Annotated in this window: 24 protein-coding genes; 9 read left to right on the plus strand and 15 right to left on the minus strand. The window is 63.3% G+C overall.

What is annotated here, in order from left to right:
* Positions 1-9: 9 nt before the first annotated feature.
* The 8 genes from E0H22_RS18135 to E0H22_RS18170 all read right to left on the minus strand — a co-directional run bounded on the left by E0H22_RS18135 (position 10) and on the right by E0H22_RS18170 (position 9,623).
* Positions 10-3,210: an efflux RND transporter permease subunit gene (locus tag E0H22_RS18135; RefSeq protein WP_233022386.1), complete on the minus strand. Its 3,201-nt coding sequence runs from the start codon at positions 3,208-3,210 to the stop codon at positions 10-12.
* A complete protein-coding gene (locus E0H22_RS18140; protein ID WP_233022387.1) occupies positions 3,207-3,401 on the minus strand; it encodes a hypothetical protein in 195 nt (64 codons plus the stop codon). The genes E0H22_RS18135 and E0H22_RS18140 overlap by 4 nt, the downstream gene beginning before the upstream one ends.
* The gene (gene ihpB / locus E0H22_RS18145) at positions 3,391-4,356 is read right to left on the minus strand and encodes a divalent metal ion exporter adaptor subunit IhpB (RefSeq protein ID WP_233022388.1); all 966 of its coding nucleotides are present in this window, start codon (positions 4,354-4,356) and stop codon (positions 3,391-3,393) included. Before ihpB ends, E0H22_RS18140 begins: the two co-directional genes overlap by 11 nt.
* Positions 4,353-5,624, minus strand: coding sequence for a divalent metal ion exporter subunit IhpA (gene ihpA / locus E0H22_RS18150; protein WP_233022389.1), 1,272 nt, complete (start codon positions 5,622-5,624; stop codon positions 4,353-4,355). Before ihpA ends, ihpB begins: the two co-directional genes overlap by 4 nt.
* A 48-nt stretch (positions 5,625-5,672) precedes the next feature.
* Complete coding sequence (locus E0H22_RS18155) at positions 5,673-6,038, minus strand: hypothetical protein (protein ID WP_233022390.1); 366 nt, start codon at positions 6,036-6,038, stop codon at positions 5,673-5,675.
* Between the two features lie 221 nt (positions 6,039-6,259).
* Entirely contained in the window at positions 6,260-7,255 is a 996-nt protein-coding gene (locus E0H22_RS18160) for a Bug family tripartite tricarboxylate transporter substrate binding protein (protein WP_233022391.1), read from the minus strand.
* Positions 7,256-7,533: 278 nt separating this feature from the next.
* Positions 7,534-8,484 carry an allantoinase PuuE gene (locus tag E0H22_RS18165; protein ID WP_233022392.1) on the minus strand — a complete coding sequence of 317 codons (951 nt, stop codon included), beginning with the start codon at positions 8,482-8,484 and terminating at the stop codon, positions 7,534-7,536.
* A complete protein-coding gene (locus E0H22_RS18170; RefSeq protein ID WP_233022393.1) occupies positions 8,463-9,623 on the minus strand; it encodes an FAD-dependent oxidoreductase in 1,161 nt (386 codons plus the stop codon). Before E0H22_RS18170 ends, E0H22_RS18165 begins: the two co-directional genes overlap by 22 nt.
* 290 nt (positions 9,624-9,913) lie before the next feature.
* Between E0H22_RS18170 and E0H22_RS18175 the strand changes: the two genes are divergently transcribed.
* The 5 genes from E0H22_RS18175 to E0H22_RS18195 all read left to right on the plus strand — a co-directional run bounded on the left by E0H22_RS18175 (position 9,914) and on the right by E0H22_RS18195 (position 14,131).
* Positions 9,914-10,882, plus strand: a complete 969-nt coding sequence (locus E0H22_RS18175; RefSeq protein ID WP_233022394.1) for an ABC transporter substrate-binding protein — start codon at positions 9,914-9,916, stop codon at positions 10,880-10,882.
* Positions 10,882-11,703: an ABC transporter ATP-binding protein gene (locus E0H22_RS18180; RefSeq protein ID WP_233022395.1), complete on the plus strand. Its 822-nt coding sequence runs from the start codon at positions 10,882-10,884 to the stop codon at positions 11,701-11,703. Before E0H22_RS18175 ends, E0H22_RS18180 begins: the two co-directional genes overlap by 1 nt.
* Position 11,704: 1 nt before the next feature.
* Positions 11,705-12,454, plus strand: coding sequence for an ABC transporter permease (locus E0H22_RS18185; RefSeq protein ID WP_233022396.1), 750 nt, complete (start codon positions 11,705-11,707; stop codon positions 12,452-12,454).
* Between the two features lie 4 nt (positions 12,455-12,458).
* On the plus strand, positions 12,459-13,058 hold the full coding sequence (locus E0H22_RS18190) for a MarR family winged helix-turn-helix transcriptional regulator (RefSeq protein WP_233022397.1): 600 nt from the start codon (positions 12,459-12,461) through the stop codon (positions 13,056-13,058).
* Between the two features lie 242 nt (positions 13,059-13,300).
* Complete coding sequence (locus E0H22_RS18195) at positions 13,301-14,131, plus strand: DUF4118 domain-containing protein (protein ID WP_233022398.1); 831 nt, start codon at positions 13,301-13,303, stop codon at positions 14,129-14,131.
* Between the two features lie 74 nt (positions 14,132-14,205).
* Here the strand turns inward: E0H22_RS18195 and E0H22_RS18200 are convergent, their stop codons facing one another.
* The 7 genes from E0H22_RS18200 to hpaR form a co-directional block, all read right to left on the minus strand.
* Positions 14,206-14,982, minus strand: coding sequence for an HpcH/HpaI aldolase family protein (locus E0H22_RS18200; protein ID WP_233022399.1), 777 nt, complete (start codon positions 14,980-14,982; stop codon positions 14,206-14,208).
* A gap of 154 nt (positions 14,983-15,136) precedes the next feature.
* Positions 15,137-16,219 carry a malate/lactate/ureidoglycolate dehydrogenase gene (locus tag E0H22_RS18205; protein WP_233022400.1) on the minus strand — a complete coding sequence of 361 codons (1,083 nt, stop codon included), beginning with the start codon at positions 16,217-16,219 and terminating at the stop codon, positions 15,137-15,139.
* A 207-nt stretch (positions 16,220-16,426) separates the two neighbouring features.
* A complete protein-coding gene (locus tag E0H22_RS18210) occupies positions 16,427-17,170 on the minus strand; it encodes an ABC transporter ATP-binding protein (RefSeq protein ID WP_233022401.1) in 744 nt (247 codons plus the stop codon).
* Positions 17,170-18,948: a branched-chain amino acid ABC transporter ATP-binding protein/permease gene (locus tag E0H22_RS18215; protein ID WP_233022402.1), complete on the minus strand. Its 1,779-nt coding sequence runs from the start codon at positions 18,946-18,948 to the stop codon at positions 17,170-17,172. The genes E0H22_RS18210 and E0H22_RS18215 overlap by 1 nt, the downstream gene beginning before the upstream one ends.
* Entirely contained in the window at positions 18,945-19,820 is an 876-nt protein-coding gene (locus tag E0H22_RS18220; RefSeq protein ID WP_233022403.1) for a branched-chain amino acid ABC transporter permease, read from the minus strand. Before E0H22_RS18220 ends, E0H22_RS18215 begins: the two co-directional genes overlap by 4 nt.
* A 168-nt stretch (positions 19,821-19,988) precedes the next feature.
* On the minus strand, positions 19,989-21,137 hold the full coding sequence (locus E0H22_RS18225) for an ABC transporter substrate-binding protein (RefSeq protein WP_233022404.1): 1,149 nt from the start codon (positions 21,135-21,137) through the stop codon (positions 19,989-19,991).
* Between the two features lie 151 nt (positions 21,138-21,288).
* Entirely contained in the window at positions 21,289-21,810 is a 522-nt protein-coding gene (hpaR, locus tag E0H22_RS18230; protein ID WP_233022405.1) for a homoprotocatechuate degradation operon regulator HpaR, read from the minus strand.
* A gap of 131 nt (positions 21,811-21,941) precedes the next feature.
* Here hpaR and E0H22_RS18235 point away from each other — a divergent pair, with 131 nt between their 5' ends.
* The 4 genes from E0H22_RS18235 to E0H22_RS18250 all read left to right on the plus strand — a co-directional run bounded on the left by E0H22_RS18235 (position 21,942) and on the right by E0H22_RS18250 (position 25,995).
* Positions 21,942-22,340: a 5-carboxymethyl-2-hydroxymuconate Delta-isomerase gene (locus E0H22_RS18235; RefSeq protein WP_233022406.1), complete on the plus strand. Its 399-nt coding sequence runs from the start codon at positions 21,942-21,944 to the stop codon at positions 22,338-22,340.
* The gene (gene hpaE / locus E0H22_RS18240) at positions 22,333-23,883 is read left to right on the plus strand and encodes a 5-carboxymethyl-2-hydroxymuconate semialdehyde dehydrogenase (protein WP_233022407.1); all 1,551 of its coding nucleotides are present in this window, start codon (positions 22,333-22,335) and stop codon (positions 23,881-23,883) included. Before E0H22_RS18235 ends, hpaE begins: the two co-directional genes overlap by 8 nt.
* Before the next feature lie 130 nt (positions 23,884-24,013).
* Positions 24,014-24,997: a 3,4-dihydroxyphenylacetate 2,3-dioxygenase gene (gene hpaD, locus E0H22_RS18245; RefSeq protein WP_233022408.1), complete on the plus strand. Its 984-nt coding sequence runs from the start codon at positions 24,014-24,016 to the stop codon at positions 24,995-24,997.
* 125 nt (positions 24,998-25,122) lie between these two features.
* Positions 25,123-25,995, plus strand: coding sequence for a fumarylacetoacetate hydrolase family protein (locus E0H22_RS18250; RefSeq protein ID WP_233022409.1), 873 nt, complete (start codon positions 25,123-25,125; stop codon positions 25,993-25,995).
* Positions 25,996-26,006 lie beyond the last annotated feature (11 nt).

Here is a 26,006-nt window from a genome sequence, read left to right on the forward strand (position 1 = left end):
CGCGGCGGATTACGCCTTCGGCTCATCCGCCCTACGAACATGCGTCCCTTCGCGGCGGAAGATGATGTAGAGCGCCGGCAAAACCAGCAGCGTGAGGATGGTGGACGAGACGATGCCGCCGATGACGACGGTGGCCAGAGGCCGCTGCACTTCGGCGCCGGGGCCGGTGGCGATCGCCATCGGCACGAAGCCGAGCGAAGCCACCAGGGCCGTCATCATCACCGGACGCAGACGCGTGAGCGCGCCCTCGCGGACGGCCTCGACGATCTTCATGCCTTCGGCGCGCAGCCGCTCGATGAAAGTGATGATCACGAGACCGTTCAGCACGGCGACGCCGGATAGCGCGATGAAGCCGATGCCGGCGCTGATCGACAATGGAATGTCGCGCAGCAGCAGCGCGGCGACGCCGCCGGTGAGCGCCAGCGGCACGCCGCTGAACACCAGCGCCGCATCCGCCGCAGACCCCAGCGAGATGAACAGCAGCAGGAAGATCAACGCCAGAGCAACCGGGACCACGATGCTGAGACGCTTTGTGGCGGAGACCAGTTGCTCGAACTGGCCGCCCCAGCCGATCCAGTACCCCACCGGCAACTTCACCTTCTCGGCGACCTGAGCCTGTGCGTCGCTGACGAAAGAGCCGAGATCGCGGCCGCGCACATTGGCGGACACCACGATGCGGCGCTTGCCGTTCTCGCGGCTGATCTGGTTCGGTCCCGGCGCCACCTCGATGGACGCCACAGCCGAGAGCGGCGTGTAGCGCATCTGCGACAGCGGCGAGTTGCTGTTCAGGGACGCACGGGTTGCCGTGACAGTTGGCGTCTCGACGGCCGGCAACGGGATCGGCAGGTTCTTCATCGCCTCCACATCCGAGCGCATATGCTCGGGCAGACGCACCAGCAGATCGAAGCGACGATCGCCCTCGAAGACGAGGCCTGCCTTCTTGCCGCCGACGGCGGTCTCGACGATGCTCTGGACATCCTGCACGCTGAGGCCGAGCCGCGACAATGCCGGACGGTCGAGCTTCACGGTCAATACCGGCAGACCGCTGACCTGCTCGGTCTTCACGTCGGCTGCACCGGGCACCGCGCGGAGCACGGTTTCGACCTTGCCTGCCGTTTCCATCAGCTTGTCGAGATCGTCGCCAAAAATCTTGACGCCGACATCGCTCCGCACGCCGGAGATGAGCTCGTTGAAACGCATCTGGATCGGCTGGGTGAGCTCATAGACGTTCCCCGGCAGCAATTCGCCCTGCTTCTCGATGGCGGCGACGAGATCGGCCTTGCTGCGCTTCGGATCCGGCCACTGGTCGCGCGGCTTCAGCATCAGGATGGTGTCGGCCACGTTGGGGGGCATGGGATCAGTGGCGACCTCCGACGTGCCGAGCTTGGAGAACACCTCCTTCACTTCCGGCATTTGCAGCAGCGCCTTTTCGAGACGCAGCTGCATGTCGACGCCTTGGGTCAGGCTGGTGCCAGGGATACGCATCGCATGCATGGCGACATCGCCTTCATCAAGGCTCGGGATGAATTCGCCGCCCATACGCGACGCCGCGAAGCCGGTGGCGACGAGCAGCACGACGGCCGCAACGGCGACTGCGCCGCGGAAACGGATCGCGAGCGCGAGCAGCGGCAGGTAAACGCGGCGCGCGCCGCGCATGAAGACATTTTCCTTCTCGGTCACCTTGCCCGTCACCAGCAGCGCCACGGCGGCCGGCACGAACGTCATCGACAGGATCGATGCACCGGCGAGCGCCATCAGCACCGTGAGCGCCATCGGCGTGAACATCTTGCCTTCGACGCCGGTGAGCGTGAGCACGGGGAGATAAACCACGGCGATGATCAGTGTGCCAAGCAGGCTCGGCTTGATGACCTCTTTCGAGCCGGCAAGGATCGTGGCGAAACGCTCATCGCGTGTGAGCAGTCGCCCCTGCTTCTGCTGCTCGTGCGCGAGCAGACGCAGACAATTCTCCACGATAATGACGGCGCCGTCGATGATGATACCGAAATCGATGGCCCCCAAGCTCATGAGATTGGCGCTGACCTTGCTCTCCACCATGCCGCTGATGGTGATCAGCATGGACAGCGGAATGACCAGCGCCGTTGCCACCGCGGCTTTGAAATTGCCGAGGATGAGAAACAGGATGACGATGACCAGCAACGCGCCTTCGAGCAGGTTCTTCTCGACGGTGGCAATGGTGGCTTCAACCAACCTGGTGCGGTCGTAGAGCACGCGGGCGACGATCCCTTCGGGCAGCGACTTCGCGATCTCGTCGAGTTTGGCCGATACGCGTTGCGACACCGTGCGGCTGTTTTCGCCCATCAGCAGCATGGCCGTGCCGAGCACGGTCTCCCTGCCATCGAGCGTTGCGGCGCCGGTGCGCAGGTCGGTGCCGATCTGCACGTCGGCGACGTCGCCGATGCGCACCGGCACGCCGCTCCGCGAACCGATCACCACATTGCGGATGTCCTCGATATTGGCGACCTGTCCCGGCGTGCGGACCAGATATTGCTCGCCATTGCGCTCGATATAACCGGCGCCGACATTGGCGTTATTGGCGGCGAGCGCCGTCATCACGTCGCGAAAACTGAGGCGATAGGCCATCAGCTTGCTGGGATCGGGCAGGACGTGGAACTGCTTCTCGTAGCCGCCGATGGTGTTGACCTCGACGACCCCCGGCACCATCCTGAGCTGTGGCTTGACGATCCAATCCTGCACGGTGCGCAGATCGATGGGCGTGACCGGCGACCCGTCGGCGTTCCTCGCACCGGGCCTGGCATCGAGGGCGAAAGTATAGATTTCGCCGAGGCCGGTGGAGATCGGCCCCATGGCGATATCGATGCCGGTGGGGAGCTGTTCCTTCACCTGCTGCAGGCGTTCGCTGACCTGCTGGCGGGCGAAATAGATGTTGGTGCCCTCATTGAAGACGATGGTGGCCTGGCTGAGCCCATAACGCGACAACGACCGCGTATAGTGCAGGTTCGGAATGCCGCTCATATTGGTTTCGACGGGGAAGGTGATGCGCTGTTCCACCTCGAGCGGCGAATAGCCGGGCGCCTCGACATTCACCTGCACCTGCACATTGGTGATGTCGGGCACGGCGTCGATCGGCAGGCGCGTGAAATTCCAGGCGCCGAGAGCGACGACGGCGAGCACGCCGATCATCACGAACCAGCGCTGGCGGATCGAGAATGCGAGGATCGCGTCGATCATTGCGTCACCTCGCCCCTCATGGTGAGGAGCGCGCCCTTGCGCGCGTCTCGAACCATGAGATGGTAGGCTCTGGAGTGCGCGGCCATCCTTCGGGACGCCGCTTCCGCCTTCGCTTTTCGAGCTTCGGCGGACATGTCGCGGCTCCTCAGGATGAAGGGCGGAGAATGTTCGGGAACGCGCTCAATGGTCATGCGAGGCCTCCGACTTGCCGAGCTCGGCCTTGACCACGAAGCTGTTTTTGGCGGCATAGCGATCGCCATCCATCAGGCCGAACACGATCTCCACATTCTCGAAATCGCGGTCGCCGATCTCGACCTCGCGGGCCTCGAACTTCTCGCCGTTGCGGACGAACACCACGTTGCGATTCTCGACTGTCTGCAGCGCCGTGCCCTTCACCGCCACGGAGACCTGCTTGGCGGAGAGGACCAGCCGCGCCGACACGAACAGGCCGGTGCGCAGACGCATGCCTTCGTTGGCGACCACGGCGCGGACCAGCGCGCTTTGCGTGTCGCTGCTGCCGACTGGCGAGACATAGGACAGCTGCGCCTCGATGGGCGCACCGCCGTCGCCGACATCGATCTGCACGGTGTCGCCGATCCGCACGCGCGGCAAATCGCGGCGATAAACGGAGAGATCCACCCACACCGTCGAGATATCGGCGACAATGAAGGCCGGCTTCTGCTCCGACGCATATTCGCCGAGCGATATCTGGCGATCGATCACCGTGCCGGAGATCGGCGCGCGCATCTCGTAGACCGTGAGGCTCTGATTGCTCTCGATCCTCGCGAGCAGGTCGCCCTTCTCCACGGTATCGCCGATGCGCTTCCTGATTTCGCGCACGACGCCGGGGAACCGCGGCGTGACCTGCACCAGCGCCTCCTGGTTCGGCTGCAGGATTCCGTTGAGGATGATCGAGTTGCGCAGCGTGCCCGCAGCGGCGGTCAGTATCTCGATGCCGGCGGCGGCGACCTTGGAATCGGACATCTGGACGACGCCCTCCTCCGCATGCGCATGGTCTTTCTCGCCATGGCCCTTGTCGGCCGTCTTGTCGGTCGGCGCAGCGTTGCTGACCGGCGCGCTGACATAGACACCGGCGCCGACGGCGATCGCCGCGGCGGCCAGCAGCATCATGAGTGGCTTGTTCATCGTGCGCTCCCCCGCGCCAGTGCAAACGGATTGCCGACCAGCCCCTCGATGGTGGCGACGGCGACGTGGAAATTCTGCTGGGCCTCCTGCTCGCGCAGACGCGCCTGGGCGAGGCTGGCTTGCGCATCGAGAACTTCGAGCAGCGAATAGCGGCCCTGCCCGTAACCTTCGGAAATCGCCGCGGCCGCATCGCGCGCTTTCGGAATGCCGGACTCGCGCAGGATCGCGAGTTCGCGCAGCGAGCCCTGCAGCGTGTCATAGGCGCGGCCCGCGACGACGATCAGCGTGTTGCGATTGGCCTGTCGTTCGGCCGCGGTCTTGGCGAGACTCTCCTGCGCAGAAAGGATGTTGCCCTGGTTCTGGTCGAAGATCGGGATCGGCACGGACACCGCGAGGCGCACCGCATTGTCGCCGCTGTCGTTGAAGCGGCGATAGCCCGCGGACACGGTGACGTCGGGATAGGGCTTCAGCCGCGCCAGCAGCAACTGCGCATTGCGCTGCGCGAAGATCGCCTTCCAGCGCACGAGCTGCGGATTGGCGTCGATGGCCGTGACCACGGCCTGAAAAGCCGGCGGGCGGCCGGTGACATCGAGGCGCCCGGACACGGCCGGGAACTTTGGCGCGGTGTCGCCCATCAGGATCGCCAGTTCGCGGCGCGCGGACGCGAGTGTCGCCTTGGTGCGCTCGCGGTCGGCCTTCACCAGCGCGGACGCGACATCGGCACGCCCGGTCTCGGCGACCGAGGAGGCCCCGGCCTCGACCCGGCGCTGCAGCAGCGGCGAGATCCGATCGATGGCCTCGACCTGTTCGTTGAGGATCTCGATCCGGCGCTGCAGGCCGAGCACGTTGAGAAACGCGATCGCCGTTTCCGACAGCACCTCGAGTCTGACGGCCTGCCGTTCGATGCCCGCCGCGTCCAGGCCCGCCTGCCCGGCCGCGATTCGCGCGTCGCGCTTGCCCCAGAGTTCGAACATCTGGCTGATCTGCAGCGTGGAGTCCGCCGAGCGCGTGCCACGATAGGCACCGGAGCCGAGGGCGCCGTCGATCTCATAGGAAATTTCCGGATTGATCAGCGCACCGGACTGGATGCGCTGGCCGCGCGCGATGCCGATGTCACGCTCGGCGGCGGTGAGACGCGGACTTGCGGCGAGCGCGCGCTGCAGCGCGGTCCCCATGGTGAGGGTTTGCGAATGGGCTACCCCTGCAGGCAATGATACCGCGAGCAGCGCAACCGCGCACGCGAGGCGCGTGGCGTATGTCGAGAACATGATGGAGACCTGACGAACGACGGAGTCTGGGCGTGAAACGCCCGGCGATTACGTTCTGGTCAGGATTTTGGGCGGACGCGGATCGATCGCACGCGGCAGCCCGCGATGCTCGGTGTCATAAGACGCCACCGTGCGAACCGCGACGACGACCGGCCTGGCGGTCATGACCATCGGCTCGGCCATCGTGAAGAAACAACCGTGACAGTGATGGTCAGCCACCGTTCCCGTGTCGGCATGACCGATGCCGTTGTCAGCGACCGACGCGATCGTCGCGAGCGACGGATTGGTGACATCGAGACCGCACAGGCCATGCATCGCGCCGGTGATCAGATAAGTCGCCAGCACGAACGCAACCAGCACCCTGCGCGGAAGGCGCAGAATGCGAGAGCGGAACATGCGAGCGAACAGCGTCACGAAAGCCTCATGGACTGATGCAAGCGAGGTATCATGGCCGGCGAAGACTGTCGATCTGCAATAGAGTTACATTCCGAAGGCCAGAATGTCGCATGAACGGGAACCGTGGATCTCCGCAGCTGTAGGGCGGATGAGCCGAAGGCGTCATCCGCCGACCAAAGTGATGGTTGTAACTTCGCGGCGGATGACGCTTCGCTCATCCGCCCTACGCTTCTTGATCATTACGGCTGCGGCCCCAGTGCAGCGGCGAGTTCCGCCCAGACGGGCGCCTCGTCTTTGTACAGTGCGTTGCTGGCCTCCAGCGTCATCGCGCCTTCATCGACACCCTGGCTCCTGAGCACTTCGCGCACCCGATCGCTCTTGCTGGCGGCAACGAACAGCGCGTTGAGCTTCGCCACGATCTCCGGCGGCGTCTTGGCGGGCGCCATGCATCCCTGAAAGGTGAGCAGCGAATGCGCGCGCGAAGTTGCCCCCTGTTCCTTGAAGGTCGCCACATCGGGCAGCACATCGAGGCGGCGGCGAGACACGGCGACTGCGCGACCCTTGCCGGTCTGCAACACCGGCAGCGCCGCAGTATAGCTGCCGATACCGGCTTCGATCGAGCCACCGGCGAGGTCGCTCCACATCGGCGCCTCGCCGCGGTAATGCACGGCCTCCATCTTCAACCCGTATTGCTTGTTAAGTTCGACGATGACCATGTGCGCGAACGAGCCCGCGGCATAGGTGCCGACATTCACCTTGTCGGTCTTTTTCGCATAGGCGATGAAGTCGTTCAGCGTCTTCGCGCCGACCTTCTCGCTCACCACCAACGGCAGGCTGCCGCCCGGCATCACCGCCACCCAGGTGAAATCCTGCGCAACATTGTACTTGATGTCCTTGATGAGCACGGGATTAAGCATATAGGCGGTGGTGTTGCAGATCATCAGCGTATGACCGTCGGGATCGGAGCGCTTCAGCTCCATGGCCGCAACGGCACCGCCGGCGCCGGCCTTGTTCTCGACGACAATGGTCTGCCCGAGCTCGCGCTGCAGATATTCGCCATAAAGGCGTGCGAACTGATCGGTCTGGCCGCCGGGGGCGGAGCCTGCGAGAATCTTGATGGGTTTTGTGGGCCATGTATTGGCACGGCCGAGCGACGGCGCGCTCAACAATGCGGTAGCACCCGCTCCTGCAGCGACGAACTGGCGACGGCTCAGCAGACGCGACTTGTTTTGCACGATCATCCTCCCGATGTGATCCTGTCGCTTGCGGACAGGTGCATCGAGTATGAACTGCTTCGGCGCGAGAAAGCAAAGAGCGCAGGAGTTGAATGACGATGCGCGATGATGCCGCGCGGTAGTGTTATTCCGCGTGGTGAACCTCGAATGTAGGGCGGATGAGTCGAAGGCGTCATCCGCCGTTCTTCGTCACATAACTTCGGCCGGCGGATTACGCGGAGTTTATCGTCGGGCGCGCTTCGCGCGACCCGTTGGCTAATCCACCCTACGGTAGAGCATCACGGCTGCGGCGGAAAATGCGTGCGCCAATGCTGCGCCACATCGATGCCACGGCAGAACCACACGCCATCATGCGCACACATATGTTCGAGCATCCGGATCAACCCGCCAGCACGACCGGGGCGACCGATCAGGCGATCATGCAGACCGATGGACAGCAGCTTCGGCGCACCGGCGACACCCTCTGCATAGAGGATATCGAAAGCATCGCGTATATAGGTGAAGAACTGCTCCCCGGTCGAGAAACCTGAGTTTTCGTTGAAGCGATTGTCGTTGGCCTCGTAGGAGTAAGGCACGACGAGGAACGGGCCGGGTTCGGTCTGCACCCAATAGGGAAGCTCGTCCGCCAGCGAGTCGCGGTCGTAGAGGAAACCGCCCTCTTCCGCGAGCAGACGCCGTGTGTTGGGGCCGGGACGCCCCGTCATCCAGCCACGCGGGCGTTCGCCGGTGATGCCTTGCAGGATCTCGATTGCCTTGCGGATATGCGCGCGCTCGGTCGCTTCATCGACATCGCAATAATCGATCCAGCGGTAGCCGTGGCTGACCATCTCATGGCCGCGCGCCACGCACGCTCTCGCCAGTTCGGGATTCTGCTCCATCGCCCGCGCAACCCCGAGAATACTGACCGGCACCTTGAAGCGATCGAGGATATCGAGAATGCGCCAGGCGCCGCGGCGACTGCCATATTCGAACACGGATTCCACCAGCGGCACGCGCACGCCTTGTTTGGTCGGCACGCCGATGTCGTTGAGCATGCCCTCGGAGACCGCATCGCCATTGGCAAGTGTCGCTTCGCCGCCGCCCTCAATGTTGAGGCTGATGCTGACGGCAATCTTCGCGCCATCAGGCCATTTGGGATCGGGCGAGGTCGCGCCATAGCCGACGAGATCGCGCGCGGTCATCGCATCGGGGCGAATGTCGCCAAGCTTCATCGCTGCAAATTCGGACATAGGGCCTCCGGAATGGCGCGGTCGAGGGGAACGGTGCAGGCATCGTAGCCGAAGAACCAATCGGTTGCGGTCGGGCCATGCATCCACGAATTGGCGATGGAAATCTGCTGGATATCGGCGACACGCGGGATGCGGATCATGGTGTAATGCGCGAAGGCCGTGGCGGGATCGCCGAACTCGGCAATGCAGCGGCTGAGGATGGCGGCATCCTCGATCGCCGCCGAGCCGCCGGCGGCCATGAACGGACGCACCGCGTGGCAGGCATCGCCCATCAGCACCACGCGGCCCTTGTACCAGGTGTCGTTGCGGGGCCGGTCATAGATCGGCCAGACGGTGACGTCGGCGGCGGCTTCCGCCGCGCGCTTCAGATCGGGATGTGCATCATCGAAGGCGGCGACGAATTCGTCGCGGTCGCCCTTCACGGGCGATCCGTCGCCGTCCCAGCGCTCCTTCGGCAGCGCCGCCATGACATAGACTTCCTGACGGTCCGGCGTCATGTAGTAGGCCAGCGTATGGCGATCGGGCGCCCACCACTTGGTGCAGTCGTCGATGGGATCACCCTTGATGCGGCTGGCCGGGAACACCGCGCGCGGTGCAGAACGCCCGATGAAGCGCGGCTCTTCCGCGCCAAGGATGAATTCGCGGGTGATGGAACGGATACCGTCGGCGCCGATGGCGATATCGGCCTCAACGCTCACGCCATTCTCGAAGCACAGCGTCAGCGTATCGCCGCGTTCCTCGATGCCGGCGAGCTTATGCGAGAAGCGGATCGTGCCCGGCTGGAGCGGCCGCTGCAGCAATTGATGCAGATCGGCGCGGTGAATGTTGACGAAGGGGCCGCCGAAACGCGCTTCGCACTCGGCATCGAAATCGAGCTTGTAGAGCTGCTCACCCGTCTCCCAGGCGCGGCTGAGGAACGCATCCGGCCGGATGCCGGTGGAGGCGAAGGCCTCTTCGAGATCGAGGCGGCGCAGCACTTTCGAGACATTGGCGCCGAGAATGATGCCGGCGCCGATGCGCGAAAAGCTCGGCGACTGCTCATAGACTGCCACCGCAAACCCCGCACGCTGCAGCAGCCCCGCTGCCGTCAATCCGGCGAGACCCGCGCCAAGAACGGCGATCCGTGTTCCGCGATCCATCTGTCACCTCGTCGCAAGCGGCGGCGCCGTCGTGGGCGTCACATTGTTCGCTATCTAATGATTTCGCATAGGACGAGCGATTGACAACTGTCAAGTTTGCCCGCTCTGCGCCTGCGGAAAGAGCTGAATGCGTTTAATTTACGCGATAAACGGCAGTTTTTGGCGTGACTTTAGGCAACAATCTCGTTGATCTGGATCGAGGCAGAATCTAACTTTCATTCGATTGTGAATAATTGGAGCATGAACCCGCTCCGAAATCGGCCTCCTCTCCACCCATCGAAGGTCAGACCATGAAATTCCGCGCTCGCCTCACCGCCGCCCTGCTCGCGACCCTGGCCACGGCCGGCGTCTCCACCGCCCAGGCGGCCGAGATCAATTTCATCACCGATTTCGGCTTCAACGGCCGCCACGCCTATTTTTACGTCGCCCGCGAGAAGGGCTACTACAAGGCCGAAGGCTTTGAAGTGAACTTCGTGCGCGGCCAGGGCTCGGCCGACGCCATCAAGAAGGTCGCCGCAGGCGTCGCGAGTTTCGGTTTCGCCGATGCCGGCTCGCTGGTGCTGGCGCGTGGCAATGACGGCGTGCCGGTTAAGCTGGTCTCGGTGGTCTATGCCAAGCCGCCGCAGGCGATCTTCGCCATAAAGGGCAGCGGCATCACCTCGCCGAAGGATCTCGAAGGCAAAACCATCGCCGATACCGCATCGAGTTCGGTGCGCCTGCTCTTCCCCGCTTTCGCCAAGGCGGCCGGCATCGATGCCAGCAAGGTGAAATGGGTGGTGGCCGAAGGCTCCGCGCTGCCGTCGCTGCTCGCCAATGGCCGCGCCGATGCGATCTGCCAGTTCTCGGTGGGAGAGCCGCTGATCGCCGCCGCCGTAGCGCCGAAAGAGGTGGTGCGCATCAACTACGCCGACAGCAAACTCGACTATTACGGCAACGGCCTGATCGCCTCGGAAGAGATGATCGCCAAGAACCCGGACCAGGTGAAGGCTTTTGTGCGCGCGACGATCAAAGGCATGAAGGACGCTTTCGCCGATCCGGCGGAAGCGGCGACCATCATGGCGAAATACGAGAAGTCACTTTCGCCCGCAGTCATCGAAGGCGAGACCAAGCTCGTCAAGGAACTCGCCGAAGTGAAAGGCTCCCTCGGCCATATCGAGCCGAAGAGCATCGCCAACACGGTGGATGTGATGTCGACCAACTTCTCGCTGAAGACTCCCGTGAAAACGGAAGATCTGTTCGCACCTGGCTTCGTCGACTGATGACCGCGAGCATCGAGCTCAAGCCTGTATCGTCGCGGCCTGCCGCGGCGATGGTCCCGGCCATCGACCTCAAGAACGTGACCAAGACCTATCCCGGCCGGAACGGCAACGCGACCCATGCGCTGGGGCCGGTGGACCTGCGCATCGATCCCGGCAGCTTCGTGTCGGTGGTGGGGCCGTCAGGCTGCGGCAAGTCAACGCTGCTGCGCCTCGTCGCGGGGCTGGAAATGCCGGACAGCGGCACCATGCAGCGCTATGGCACTGACCTCGCCGGTCCTTCTCATGAAGTGGGCATCGTGTTTCAGGAACACGTGCTGTTTCCATGGGCCACCATTCTCGACAACGTGCTGCTCCCCGCCGACGTACTGGCGTTGCCGAAGGCCGCCGCGCGCGAGCGTGCGCTCAAACTGCTTGAGCTCACCGGCCTCAAGGATTTCGCCCATCAGCGCCCGCAGGCTCTCTCCGGCGGCATGAAACAGCGCGCCGCCTTCTGCCGCGCGATGATTTCCGATCCGCGCCTGCTGTTGCTCGACGAGCCTTTCGGTGCGCTCGATGCGCTGACGCGGGAAGAACTGTCGCTCGAATTGTCGCGCCTGTGGCAGGAGCTCGGGCGTGCGGCGCTGCTGATCACCCATGACATCGAGGAAGCGATCCTGTTGGGCGACCGCGTGCTGATCATGTCGGAACGCCCCGGCACCATTCGCGCCGACATCACCATCGACCTGCCGCGCCCGCGCAATGCCGACACGGTGAAGCTGCCGCGCTTCCAGGAGATCAAGAACCAGATCCGCGACATCATCTTCAACCGGACTGAGACCTGATATGACCTCGCGCTTCATCGACCGTGCGGCCACGCCGCTGATCTATCTCGGATTGCTGGTCGGCTGGGAGCTGATCTGCGACACCATGAAGATCCCGACATGGATTTTGCCGGCGCCATCCGAGATCTATGCGTCCGCCGTGAAATGGGCGCCGGAGCTGGCTTCTAACACGATCGTGACCCTGCGCGAGACCGTGCTCGGCTTCGTCTTCGCCATCCTGCTCTCGCTGCCGCTGGCGATCATCATCAGCCTCAATCCGCTGGCGCGCAAGATCATCTATCCGATCCTGCTCGGCCTGCAGTCGGTGCCGAAGGTCGCCGTGGCGCCGCTGATCATCCTGTGGTTCGGCCTCGCCGAATGGCCGAAGATCATCGTGGTGGTGCTGGTGTGCTTCTTCCCGATCCTGGTCAACATGGTGGCCGGCTTCGAAGCTGCACCGAAGACGATGCTCGACCTGATGCGCTCCCTCGGCGCCGGGCCGCATGTGGTGTTCCGGCGGCTGCGGCTGCCGGTGGCGCTGCCGCATTTCTTCACGGGCTGCAAGGTGGCGGTGACCTTTGCCGTCATCGGCGCGGTCATCAGCGAATTCGTCGCGGCGCAGGACGGGCTCGGCTATCTCATCCTCACCTCCACCGCGCAGTCACAGACGCCACTCGCATTCGCGGCCATCGCATTGCTCACCGTGCTGAGTATTGCGCTCTTTCACGGCATCGAGTTTATCGAACGCCGTGTGATCGACTGGACGCCGTAACGCCATGACTGACGCAACATCAGGATCGAAACCGCCCTCGCGCCGCCCGACGCGCGCGCGGGCCGCCATGCGCGAGCAGGTCGACGCGATCTTTGCGCAGTGGCAGGCGGAACGACCGGATATCGATCCCAGTCCGGTACACATCTTCGGCCTGATCGGCCGGATCCAGATGCAATGTACCGCCCTGATCGACGAAGCGCTGGCGCCGTTCGCCCTGACCCGCGGCACCTATGACGTGCTCACCGCGCTGCGCCGCGCCGGCGTGCCCTACAGCCTGTCGCCGAAGCAGATCGCACAATCGCTGCTGCTCTCGGGCGCCGGGCTGACCAGCCGCCTCAACAAACTCGAAGCACAGAACTACCTGGCCCGGTTGCCGGAGCCGAACGATCGTCGCACGCTGCGTGTTCAGCTCACGTCCGCCGGCGAAGCCGTCATCAACGAAGCAATCCCGCGCGTGTTCGACGTGCAGCGCGAACTGCTGCGGCCGCTCGGGCCGGATGGCGAACAGCGGCTTGTCCGCGAGCTGGCCCGATTTGCCGATGAGATCGACGGCCGGCAGGGCACGAAGACCGGCGCCATCGATCCGGCCGGAAGCGATCTTTAGATTTTTCCTATTTCTTTCCGCTCGGCAACACCTCGCATTCCTATGCCGGCAGCGCCAAATAATCGGCCGGATGCAGCGGAGCCTTGCGCGGCCGCGCGGCGGCCATAGGTCGATGACGGCAGCCGCCAAAGTATAAAAATCTCATAAGGATACGCAGCATCGACGATTCACTCATAGGCGAACGGAACGAGACGCAAAGGGTTGTCAGCCGGAGTTTCGCCGCAGCGACGTGGAGAACGAAGATGGCCCATGCAGAACTTATCGGGACCCGCAAGATCGAACCGGCATTCGGATCGGCGACATCCGCGATCATGCAATATGGCGCCGCTTTCATCCTGATCGTGTTCGCCTCCTCCATCGCGGTCGGCGTCGACAGCCGGATTGCCATTCCGAACGTGTCGCTGGTGTATGTGGTCCCCGTCGTCATCGCCGGCGCCGCCTTCGGCGTCGGGCCGTCGCTCTTTGCGGCCGTGCTCGGCGCGCTGTCCTACAACTTCTTTCTCACCGAACCGCGCTACACGCTGTCCGTGGACGACCCCGCCAACATCTGGGCCATCGTCCTGCTCTTTCTCGTCGGGCTGATCGTCAGCGGCGTGGCCTTTGTTTCCAGCCGCAAGGCGAGCGAAGCCGCCGAATTGCAGCGGCATGCGGAAATCCTGCAAGGCTTGAGCAGCGACATCGCCGCGGCCGACAGTCTCAAAGCAATGACGTCACGTGCGGCCGGCGCGCTCGCCGCTTTGTTCGGAGCGCCGGTCGCCATCATGATGGTGCGGGACGGAGGTCTCGATCTCGTCGAACAAACCGGCGCGCTCGACATCGGGAGAGCCGAATACGACGCGGCGACTGCCGCGCTCGCGGCGCACGGCGCGGTTCGCGGCGGCGTCTACCCCGATGACCAGTCGCGCCTCGACTTCTGGCCGGTCCGCGTGGCCGACCGATCGGTTGCCGTCATCGGCATCGCCTTGCCGAGCGACGAGCGCCCGCCATTGCCGGATCAGTCGGTGGATGTCGTGCGAAATCTGCTGGCGCTGGCGATCGACAGGATTGGCATGAGGACGGATCAACAAAGCTGATCCGCACTCACGCTGTGTGTCACACGAGTTCGGCCGGCGGGTACGGCTTCGCCTAACCCGCCTTACGTTCGGACTTACGCCTTGCCGCCGGAGTTCTTGCGGGTCTCGGCGACCCAATTCTTGGCGCCCGTCGCCAGGATGCCGCTGTCGTTGAGCAGCGTCACCAGCTTGAAGCCCATGGCGATGTTCTTCGCCGCACCAACCGGGCCCGAGCAATGAATGCCGGGATAGATGCCGCGCTTGTCGCATTCCTTGAGCAGCTTGTCGTAGATCTTCAGGATCTCTGGCTCCTCGCGGTCGAGCTTCGGCACGAGGCCGTAGGAATAGCCGAGGTCGCTCGGTCCGACATAAACGCCGGCAATGCCTTCGACATCAAGAATGGCTTCCATGTTATCGATGGCGGTGCGCGTTTCCAGCATCGGAATGCACAGCGTCTCGTCATTGGCGGTTTCCTGATAGGTGCCGCCTGCGCCATACATGCCGGCGCGGATCGGGCCGTTCGAGCGCGTGCCGCGCGGCGGATACTTGCAGTACTGGACGAAGTTCTCGGCTTCTTCCTTGGTGTTGACCATCGGGCAGATCACGCCATAGGCGCCGCCGTCGAGCACCTTGCCGATGATGCCGGGCTCGTTCCACGGCACGCGAACCATCGGCGTGACCGGGTGGCCGTTCATGGCCTGGAAGCAGGTGACCATGGACTGATAGTCCTGCACGCCGTGCTGGATATCGACGGTGACGCTGTCGAAGCCGCATTGCGCCATCACCTCGGCGGAAAACCCCGACGGGATCGCCAGCCAGGCATTGACGACAGCCTTGCCCGACTTCCAAATTTCCTTGACTCGATTTGCCATTGTTCGTTTCCTTCTATCTTCGCTCGAAATGATGCGTCACTGCGAGGTCATACAAAGTTGGCTTGCCAACTTTGTACTGTGCGTAGCGACGAAGCAATCCAGTCCATGTTTCTGGCCTGCTGGATTGCTTCGCTGCGCTCGCAATGACGGAGTGTTAGCTGGTCGCGTGCTTCACCGCTTCTTCGCTGACGCCGACGTCGCGTGCGGTCTGCACGATGGCCGCCCAGGTCTCGTCGGGCAGCGGCACGCCGTTGGCGGTGCGCTCGGCCCGCGTCCTGGCTTCGTTATCACCAGGGATCATCACAGCATCGACACCTGCGGCCGGCTTCGCGCTCTTGAAGAAGTCCACATAGCGGGCGACCTCGCCGTCGAAGAAATTGGCGGGGTCGATCTTCTTCGGATCGATATAGATCGAGAACATACCGTTGGCGAACGGACGGTCGTATTTGGTGGCGCCGTTGCCGGTCAGCGCGCCGCCAAGCAATTCGCAGATCAACGCCAGTCCCGATCCCTTGTGATCGCCGAAAGCGCGGATAGCGCCCTGCCCCTTGGAGTGATCGCGGGTGCCGTCGACATTCGGCCCGTAAAGCAGGAACGGATCCTCACTGAGATCGCCATTCGGCGCGATCAACGCGCCCTTGGGCAGCTTCTTGCCGCCGCGCGACGCAACCAGCACCTTGCCTTCGGCCACCACCGAGGTCGCGAAATCCAGCACCACCGGCTGCTGGCCGGGACGCGGAATGCCAACGCAATAAGGCGCCGTGGAGAGACGACGTTCGACGCCGCCATAGGGCGCGACCAGCACCGAGCCTGCAGCCGTGACAAAATGGATAGAGACGAGACCTTCTGCCGCAGCCATTTCGGCCCAGTCGCCGATACGGCCGATGTGACCGGAATTCTTGGTGGCGATGGCCGAAAGGCCCGCGGCCTTGCACTTGTCGATGCCGAGCTTCACCGCCTGCGGACCGACGGTCTGGCCATAGCCGAAGCGGCCATCGACGACGGCGAGCGAGGGCGTATCGACCGGAATCTCGATGGTCTGGTTGGGGACAATCATCCCGTTATTGCGCCAGCGGATATAGACGGGCACGCGGATGACGCCGTGGCTGTCATGGCCGGTGAGATTCGCCGTCGTGAGATAGGTGGCGATGCGCCGGGCTTCCTCCTTGGAGGACGAGGCACGCTCGAAAACTTCGGCGACGAAGGCGATCAGTTTATCGACTTGAACTGTAACCATGGCGGGACATTCGTCCTTGTTGTTGCGATCGATGTCACTCTAGCCGTGTCCCGGGCGCGATGCAGCACAAAGTGCTGTTTCGCAGAACCGGGACCGTATCAAGCGACGGCGTCTGTGGCGGTCCCGGCTCTGCGAAGCAGCATGCCTGCGAAGCTCCGCTTCGCCGGGATGCCGCATCGCGTCCGGGACAAGTATCAAGCATTGTCCTCAATGCGCAGGCAAGCCCGCAGCGGGTCTGCCGTGGCCACCGAGATAGGCGGCTGCAATGGCCTCGTTGGCCCAGAGATCCTCCGGTTTGCCGTCGAGCACGATACGGCCGGTTTCCAGCACGTAGCCATGATCGGCGACAGAAAGTCCCATGCGCGCATTTTGCTCCACAAGCAAGACCGTCGTGGACTGGCGGATCTCGGTGATGATGCGGAACACCGCCTGCACGATGACCGGCGCAAGGCCGAGCGACGGCTCATCGAGCAGCAACAGCCGCGGCCGAGCCATCAATCCGCGCGCAACCGCCACCATCTGCAACTGGCCGCCAGACAGCGTCCAGCCGAGCGCGTCGGAGAATTTGCGAATGTCCGGAAAGAGATCGAACATCGCATCCGCCTCGCGCGACAGCTCGGCCTTGCCGACCTTCCGGTTGGAGGCGCCGAGCATGATGTTCTCTTTCACCGTGAGGCCGGGGAAGACACGCCTGCCCTCCGGCACATGGGAGATGCCCATGCGCACGATGGCTTCCGGGCCGAGGCCGGCGATCGACTTGCCATCGAAAAGGATGTCACCGGAGGCCGGCTTGGCGAGGCCGGAAATGGCGCGCAGCGTGGTGGACTTGCCGGCACCGTTGGCACCCAGCAGCGTCACCACCTGCCCTTCCTCGACCTTGAAGCTGATGCCCTGCAGCGCGACGATTTCGCCGTAGCGGACGTGGAGGTCCTTGATTTCGAGCAGCGCCATTACGCAGTTCCCAGATAGGCGGAGACAACGTCGGGGTGGCGCAGCACGGCCATGGACTCGCCATCCGCGATGCGACGTCCGAAATTGAGCACAGTAATGTGCTGGGCGGCTTCCGACACCAGCGTCATGTCGTGATCGATGATCAGAATCGTGAGCCCTTGCGCGGCGATGCGCTTGAGCAGTTCGTGCAGTTCAAGCTTCTCCGACGAATTCAGACCGGCAGCGGGTTCGTCGAGCAACAGCAGAGTCGGATTGCCGGCGAGCGCACGGGCGATCTCGATCAGACGCTGATGGCCGTAGGAGAAACTGGAAATCAACTCATTGGCGCGGCTGCCGAGGCCGACGAAGGTCAGCGCCGCGAGCGCGCGTTCGGCAAGAGCCGCATGATCGCCCTTGCCGACCAACGTGTTGCCCGGCCTCTCGGCACCGATGATGACGTTCTCCAACGCCGTCATGGAACGGAACAGACGAATGTTCTGGAAAGTGCGGCCGAGGCCGGCAGCGGCACGGACATGCGGCGGCATGGCCGTGACATCGGTGCCGTCGAGCACGACCTTGCCCGCGGTCGCCTCGTAGAGACCCGAGAGCACATTGAGGGTCGTCGTCTTGCCCGAGCCGTTAGGCCCGATCAACGCATGGACGCCGCCGCGATGCACGGCGATATCCACTTCGTCGACGGCCTTGAGGCCACCGAAATGCTTGGACAAGCCGGTGACCCGCAGCACCATGTCGTCGCCGATGGCCGCAGGCTTGAGAACCAGCGGCGCGGTGGACGGCGCCACCGTCTTCGGCGGACGCAGGCGATCATAGGCCGCAGCGACAAAACCCCAGATGCCATCGGGCATGAAACGGATGATCAGGATCACCGACAGGCCGTAGATGGCGAGGTAGAGGCCCGGCACGCTCTTCAGGAAGCGCAGCCATTCCGGGATCAAGATGAGGAGACCCGTGCCGATGGCCGAACCGATCGGCGACGCCACGCCGCCGAGCAGCGACATCGTGAGGAACACAATGGATTCCGCGAAGGAAAACTGATCCGGCGAAATGTAGGCGAAACCGCCCGCGAACAGGCCGCCGCCGAGACCACCGAGCAACGCACAGATGGCGAAGGCGTAGATCTTGGTACGGAAGACATCGATGCCGTTGACGCCTGCTGCCAGCTCATTGTCACGCACGGCCCGCATGGCGCGGCCGAGCCGCGTATCGGGCAGATGCCAGACGAGATAACCGACGATGGCGAGCACCGCGACGCAGAAAGCGAGATAGGCCTGCGACGACAGAAAGATCGATGGGCGCCCGATCTTCGATACGCCGTCGGGCCCCTTGGTGAGCCAGATGGCGTTGATCATGATCAGCGTGACGATCTGCTGGAACGAGATGGTCACCATGGCAAGGTAATGCCCGCCGAGCCGCAGCGTGGACAGACCAAGGAGAGCGCCGGCGGCCAGCGCCATGGCGCAGCCACCGAGCAGACAGATCCAGTAATTGAGCTGAAAATCGGTTGTGCCGAGACCGACGGCATAGGCGCCAAAGCCGAAGAAGGCCGCCTGCGCCAGATTGATCTGCCCGCACAGCCCGAGCACGACCGACAGGCCGAACACGGCGATGGCGAAAGTGGTGGCCTGCATCAGGATATTGAGGATGTAGCCATCGAACCGCATCGATGCCGCGAGGAAGACGACGATCGCCGCACCGATGAAATAGGGCGCGTGGCGGATCAGCACCGGTTTCGGGCGCGCGATGTCGGCGACCGACTGGATGTTTTCGGTGGTGCTCATGCTTTCTCCGCGACACGCTCGCCGAAGATGCCCTGCGGACGAAAGATCAGGAACAGCACCAGCACCAGGAAGGCGAAGCCATCCTTGTAGGGAACGGAGATATAGGCGGCGCCGAAGGTCTCGATGATCCCCAGCGCAATGCCGCCGATGATGGCGCCGGCGACGTCACCGAAGCCACCGATGATGGTGGCGGCAAAGGCCTTCAGCGCGATGGTGGCGCCCATCTGGATCGAGACGAACAGAATCGGCGCCACCAGAATGCCGGCAAGGCCGCCGAGCACCGCCGAATAGATGAAGGTGATCATGATCATGGTGGACACGGAGATACCGAGCAACGAGGCCATCTCCTTGTCCTGCGAGGTCGCCTGCAGCTTCTTGCCGATCATAGTGTGTTCGAAGAACCACCAGTTGAATACGACCAGCGCCAGCGTGACGGCGATGATGAGCAGATACTGGTTGTCGAGGTAGACCGGACCGAGCTGGATACCCGGCGTGTCGAACCATCCCTGCAGCACCTGCGGCTGCGGGCCATACAGCGCGAGCACGCCGTTGGCCATCAGAATGGAGGCGCCGATGGTGGCGATGATGACCGGCAAATAGGTGCGATGACGCAGCGGATAATAGACGCCGAGATTGAAGACGACGCCGAGGATCGCCATGCCGGCCAGCGCGATGATGAAGGACAGCCAGTAAGGCAGCGACAGATCGACTGCGCAGACCACCATCAGATAGGCGGCGACCATGGAGAATTCGCCCTGCGCGAAATTCACGACATTGGTGGCACGAAAGATCAGCACGAAGCCGAGCGCAACCAGCGCGTAGACGGCGCCAATGCCGATGCCGGTGAAGAGAAGTTGAAGGACGAGATCCATTCGCGGGTGCTCGGTTGTTTTCCTGTCATTCCGGGGCACGCGCGTTCGCGCGTGAACCCGGAATCTCGACATGGCGTGTGTGGCAACAGGCGCTGAACATTGCGAGTCCCCGGTTCACGCGCGAACGCGCGTGCCCCGGGATCGACGATTAAGGCCGCTTGCGCGGCCTCAATCGTCGAACTCGATATGCTTGTCGAAGACAATGTTGCCCTTGTCGTTCTTCACGATGTTGTATCCGTGCAGGCCGTCGCCGTTCTTGTCGAAGTTATATTCACCTTCAGCGCCCGGATATTTCTTGATGGCGACGATCGCCTCCCGGATCTTCTGCGGATCGGTGGAGCCGGCATTCTTGATCGCCAGTGCCAGCACATTGATGGCGTCATACGGCCACGAACTCTGATTGTCCGGCGCCACCTTGTAGGCATCGCGGTAGGCCTTGCCGAAGGCCTTGGCCGCCTCCGACGACTCCTCGGCGTAATCGGCCACCCCATAGGTGCCGTATAGTGCCGGGCCGGCGAGCTTCAGCGCAGTGACATTGACGATCGAGGGCGAGCCGACCCACGGGATATTGACGCCAAGCTGGCGCAGCTGGCGGGCGAAGATGCCGAGATCGTTCTCGAAGGTGAAATAGGAGCCGAGAATGTCGGCGCCGGACTGCTTGATGGCGAGCACGACCGGCGTGAAATCCTGACTCTGATTGGCATAGCCCTGGTCGATCGCCACGGTGGCGTCCAGCTTGCCGAGCGCTTCGGTGAGCGCCTTGCCGCCAGCGGTGCCGAAGGCGTCGGTGGAGTGCAGCACCGCCCATTTCTTCTTGCCCAGCGTCTTCACGCCATATTCGGCGATGACACGGCCGGAATAGCTGTCATTGGGCCGGAAGCGGAACAGCCAGGGATTGCCGAGCTTGGTGAGGTTCGGATCGGTGCCGCCGAACATCACGGGCTTGCCGAGCTTGAGCACATCCGGCGCCATCGCATGCACCTGGGTGGAGCGGATCGAGCCGAGGAAACCCACGATCTCGGGATTGGCGGCGAGCTTGGAGAAGGCCAGCACGATGCCGGGATTCGTGGTCTGGTCGTCCTCGATGATCAGCTCGATCTGCTTGCCGAGAATGCCGCCGGCCTTGTTGATGGCCTCAACCGCGAGCTTGGCGCCGCCGGTCGCATATTTGCCGGCTTCGGCCGCCGGACCTGTAATCGGCGCGCACATGCCGATCTTGATGGTCCCGCCACCTTGGGCGCGCGCGCTTCCGATGATGTAGGGGGCAGCAAAACCGGCGGCCATGCCGGCCGTGAATCCACGTCGGGTCAGCGTCATCAAATCCTCCCACAGAGGCCGGACTTGAGCGCCAGCCTTCTTCGATTTTGACAACACGAGTTGAGCGAAAAATTCTTCGCCTGTCTACAGGTCCGGACAAATTCGTACGACGAATTAATGAAGCGCTGGACGCGACGGCCTTGCCGCATAATTATGCAGGCGCGTTATCCATCTCGTCGTCGCTCGCATCGCCATTTTCCGCCGGCATCGCCCGCAGGCATGTTTCCAGTTCGTGCAGCATCGCCTGCAAATCGGCGAGTTTGCGCGCGCCGAAACGCTTCGTCATTTCGCCATAGATCGCCTCCGACACGGGCGCCACCGTCTCGATCAATTTCAATCCCTTTGGTGTGATCGAGACGATGCTGCGGCGCAAATCGGATTTCAGCAAGCGGCGCGCGATCACCTTCCGCTGTTCGAGATCGCGCAGGATTCGCGACAGGCTCGGCCCGAGCAGGAACGCGACGCGCGCCAGTTCCGTCACCTCGATTTCGCCGTGCGCCGCCAGCGCGCGCAGGATACGCCATTGCTGCTCGGTGAGATCGTGGGCCCGCAGCGACGGACGGAAATGCCGCATCACCCCTTCCCGCGCCCGCAGCAGCGACATCGGCAGCGATTGGGAAAAGTCACGCATCGGGATTTTGGCGGGAGCGCGCGATTTGCCGGCTGAAGTCATGGCGATCTCATCATTCGGTGCGTGCAATGCACAATCGAAATTCGGGCAACACGGTTTGCCCGCAACCATTTAACATGTTAATCGTCCGGTCGGAAAGCTGCTTGCAAGGCGGCACCGATCAGGGATGGGACATGCCTCATTTCAGCATCGAATATTCGGCCGATCTCGACGGCACCATCGATATCTCCGCACTGTGCGAAGTCGTACGCAACGCTGCGGTGCAGACCGGCATCTTCCCGCTCGGCGGCATCCGCGTGCGCGCGATCCGCTGCGAGCATTATGCCATTGCCGACGGTCGCGCCGGGCTCAGCTTTCTCGATATCCTCCTGCGCATCGGCGACGGCCGCTCACTCGACGCGCGACAAAAAGCCGGCGCGCAGATTTTCGACGCGGTGTCCGCCTATCTCGAACCTGCTTTCGCCACCGGCCGCTTCGCGCTGTCCTTCGACATGCAGATCAACGACCCCGCGACGAGCTGGAAGCGCAACACCATTCACGACCTGCTGAAAGCCGAGGGCTACCATGGCTAAGCCTCCCGCCGATCCCGCTGCCGTGTTCGCCGCCAATCAGGAACGCGCCGCGCCGCTGCTGACGGCTCTGCGCGCAAATGGCATCAAGCATCGCATCGATGGCGACGTCATCGCGTCCTCATCGGGAGAGACCTTCGAGACGACCTCGCCCATCGACGGCACCGTGCTTGCCGGCGTCGCGCGCGGCACCAAGGACGATATCGACAAGGCGGCGAAGGCTGCGCAACGCGCCTTCAAGGCGTGGCGCGACATGGCGTCGGCTGCGCGGCGCAAGCTGCTGCACCGGATCGCCGATGCCATCGAGGACCACGCCGACGACATCGCGACACTGGAATGTATCGACACCGGCCAGGCCTGGCGCTTCATGTCCAAGGCGGCGGTGCGCGGCGCGGAGAATTTCCGTTTCTATGCCGACCGCTGTGTCGAAGCGCGTGACGGGCTGAACACGCCAGCGGAAGAGCACTGGAACATCTCGACCCGTGTGCCGATCGGCCCTGTCGGCGTCATCACGCCCTGGAACACCCCCTTCATGCTCTCCACCTGGAAGATCGCACCGGCCCTCGCCGCCGGCTGCACGGTGGTGCACAAACCGGCGGAATGGTCGCCGGTGACGGCGGATCTGCTGGCGAAGCTTGCCAAGGAGGCGGGCCTGCCCGATGGCGTGCTCAACACCGTACACGGTATCGGCGAGGAAGCCGGCAAGGCGCTGACCGAGCACCCCATCATCAAGGCGATCGCCTTTGTCGGCGAAAGCGCGACGGGCTCGGCGATCATGGCGCAGGGCGCTCCGACGCTGAAGCGTGTGCATTTCGAACTCGGCGGCAAGAATCCGGTGATCGTATTCGACGACGCCGATCTCGACCGTGCACTCGACGCCGTCGTTTTCATGATCTATTCGCTGAATGGCGAGCGCTGCACCTCATCGAGCCGGTTGCTGATCCAGAGCAGTGTTGCGGATAAGTTCATCGAGAAGCTCGCAGCACGCGTGATGGCGCTGAAGATCGGGCATCCGCTCGATCCAGCCACCGAAATCGGACCGCTGATCCACGAACGGCATCATGCCAAGGTGTGCAGCTATTTCGACATCGCCCGCAAGGACGGCGCCACCATCGCCGTCGGCGGCAAGGCGCATGACGGTCCAGGCGGCGGGCACTATGTGCAGCCGACGCTGGTGATCGATGCCAAGCCCGGCATGCGGGTGGCGCAGGAAGAGGTGTTTGGCCCATTCCTCACGGTGATCCCGTTCAAAGACGAAGCTGACGCCATCGCCATCGCCAATGACGTGCAATATGGCCTCACCGGTTATGTCTGGACCAGTGACATGGGCCGCGCCCTGCGCGTCGCCGATGCGCTGGAGGCCGGGATGATCTGGCTGAACTCGGAAAATGTCCGGCACCTGCCGACGCCCTTCGGCGGCATGAAGGCGTCAGGCATCGGCCGCGATGGCGGCGACTATTCGTTTGACTTCTACATGGAAACCAAACACGTCTCGCTGGCGAAGGGGACGCACAAGATTCAGAGGATGGGTTTGCCCTCATCCTGAGGAGCGCGCAAAGCGCGCGTCTCGAAGGACGGCGGCAAGCTCCGAGCCCGGCCATCTCATGGTTAGAGACAGCGCTTCGCGCCTCCTCACCATGAGGGATCGAGAAAACAACGCATCGTAGGAAACGCCCATGCCAGCTCCGGTCCATGTCTTCGATCCCCCCTTCAACATCCTGCGCGCCAGCCATGTGGTGCTGGATGTCACCGATCTCGCAGCGAGCCGTAAATTCTATGAGGATATCGTCGGCCTGCACGTGGAGGACGCCGACAGCGACACCGTCTATCTGCGTGCCGTCGAGGAGCATCAGCATCACTCGCTGGTGCTGCGCAAGGCCGCCGATGCCACCTGCCACCGCCTCGGCTTTCGCGTCGCCGGCGAGAACGATCTCGACAAGGCCGGCGCCTTTTTCGCGGCCAATGGCCTCGACTATTCATTCGTCGAGCGCCCGTTCCAGGGGCGCACGCTGCAGGCTACCGATCCGTTCGGCTTTCGGCTCGAACTCTATGCGTCCATGGAAAAGCGCCCGCATCTGCTTCGCCGCTTCGATCTCTACAAAGGCTGCCATCCGCAGCGGCTCGATCACTTCAATGTCTTCGCCGCCGAGCTGCAGGACACGATCGACTTCTATGCCCGGCTCGGCTTCCGCCTGACCGAGTATGCCGAGGAGGACGGCGACGACGGCCGCATCGCAGCCGCCTGGATGCATCGCAAGGGCAATGTCCACGACCTCGCTTTCACCAATGGCAAGGGACCGCGGCTGCATCACTTCGCCTATTGGGTTCCGACGGCAATGAACATCGTGCACCTGTGCGATGTGATGGCGTCCTCGGGCTATCTCAAGAATCTCGAACGCGGACCGGGGCGGCACGGCATCTCCAACGCGTTCTTCCTCTATGTGCGCGATCCCGACGGGCATCGCCTCGAACTCTACACCTGCGACTATCAGACCATGGACAGCGATCACGAGCCGCTGCGCTGGTCGCTGAAGGACCCGCGCCGACAGACCTTGTGGGGCGCACCTGCCCCGCGCTCATGGTTCGAACAGGGCTCGCCATTCAACGGACAGGCCGTGCGCGATCCGCTGTTCGTGGCGGATGTGACGATTGCGGATTGATGCCGGTTGTCGTCGCCCGACTTGATCGGGCGACCCAAGTATGCGGAGACGATCATGTATAAACACGAGCGACGCCGTTTACTGGATCACCCGCTTTTGCGGGTGATGACAGGAAAGCGTGAGGTATGCTTATGACCGCCCGGCTCGCTACTTTTACCATCAACGGCGCGCTGAAATACGGCGCCGTAACCGATGACGGCGTCGTCGATCTCTCCGCGCGTTACGGCGGTGATTATCCGACGCTGCGCGAGGCTATCGCCCATCACGCCTTGCAGCGCCTGATCGATGCCGCCGCCAACCAGCCTGCGGATTTTGCACTGGATGACGTCACCTTGCAGCCACCGATCCCGGCGCCCGAAAAGATCATATGCATCGGTGTGAACTATCCTGATCGCAACGCCGAGTACAAGGACGGCCAGGACGCGCCGAAATTCCCGTCCATGTTCATGCGCACGCCGCGCTCCTTTGTCGGCCATGGCACGCCGCTGGTGCGCCCCCGCGCCTCGAAACAGCTCGATTACGAAGGCGAAGTGGTGCTGGTGATCGGCAAGGCCGGCCGCCACATCGCCGAGCGCGATGCGCTGGATCACATTGCCGCACTGACGCTGTGCAACGAAGGCACCATTCGCGACTGGGTACGGCATGCCAAGTTCAACGTCACGCAAGGCAAGAATTTCGACTCCACCGGCAGTTTCGGGCCGTGGATCGTGCCTTACACCGACGAAAGCCAGATCGCCGACATCCGTCTCACCACCACCGTGAATGGCGAGTTGCGGCAGGACGACCGCACATCGCGGTTGATCTTCGGCTTCCGCTATCTCATCAACTACATCTCGACCTTCACCACGCTGGTGCCGGGCGATGTAATCGTGACGGGTACCCCGACTGGCGCCGGCGCGCGCTTCGATCCGCCGCGCTATCTCGTGCCGGGCGATATGATCGAGATCAAAGCGGACGGCATCGGCACGCTCAGCAATGGCGTGATCGACGAAGACTAGGATTTGGGAGT

It is taken from the genome of Rhodopseudomonas boonkerdii (genome assembly GCF_021184025.1).
Taxonomy (GTDB): Bacteria; Pseudomonadota; Alphaproteobacteria; order Rhizobiales; family Xanthobacteraceae; genus Tardiphaga; species Tardiphaga boonkerdii.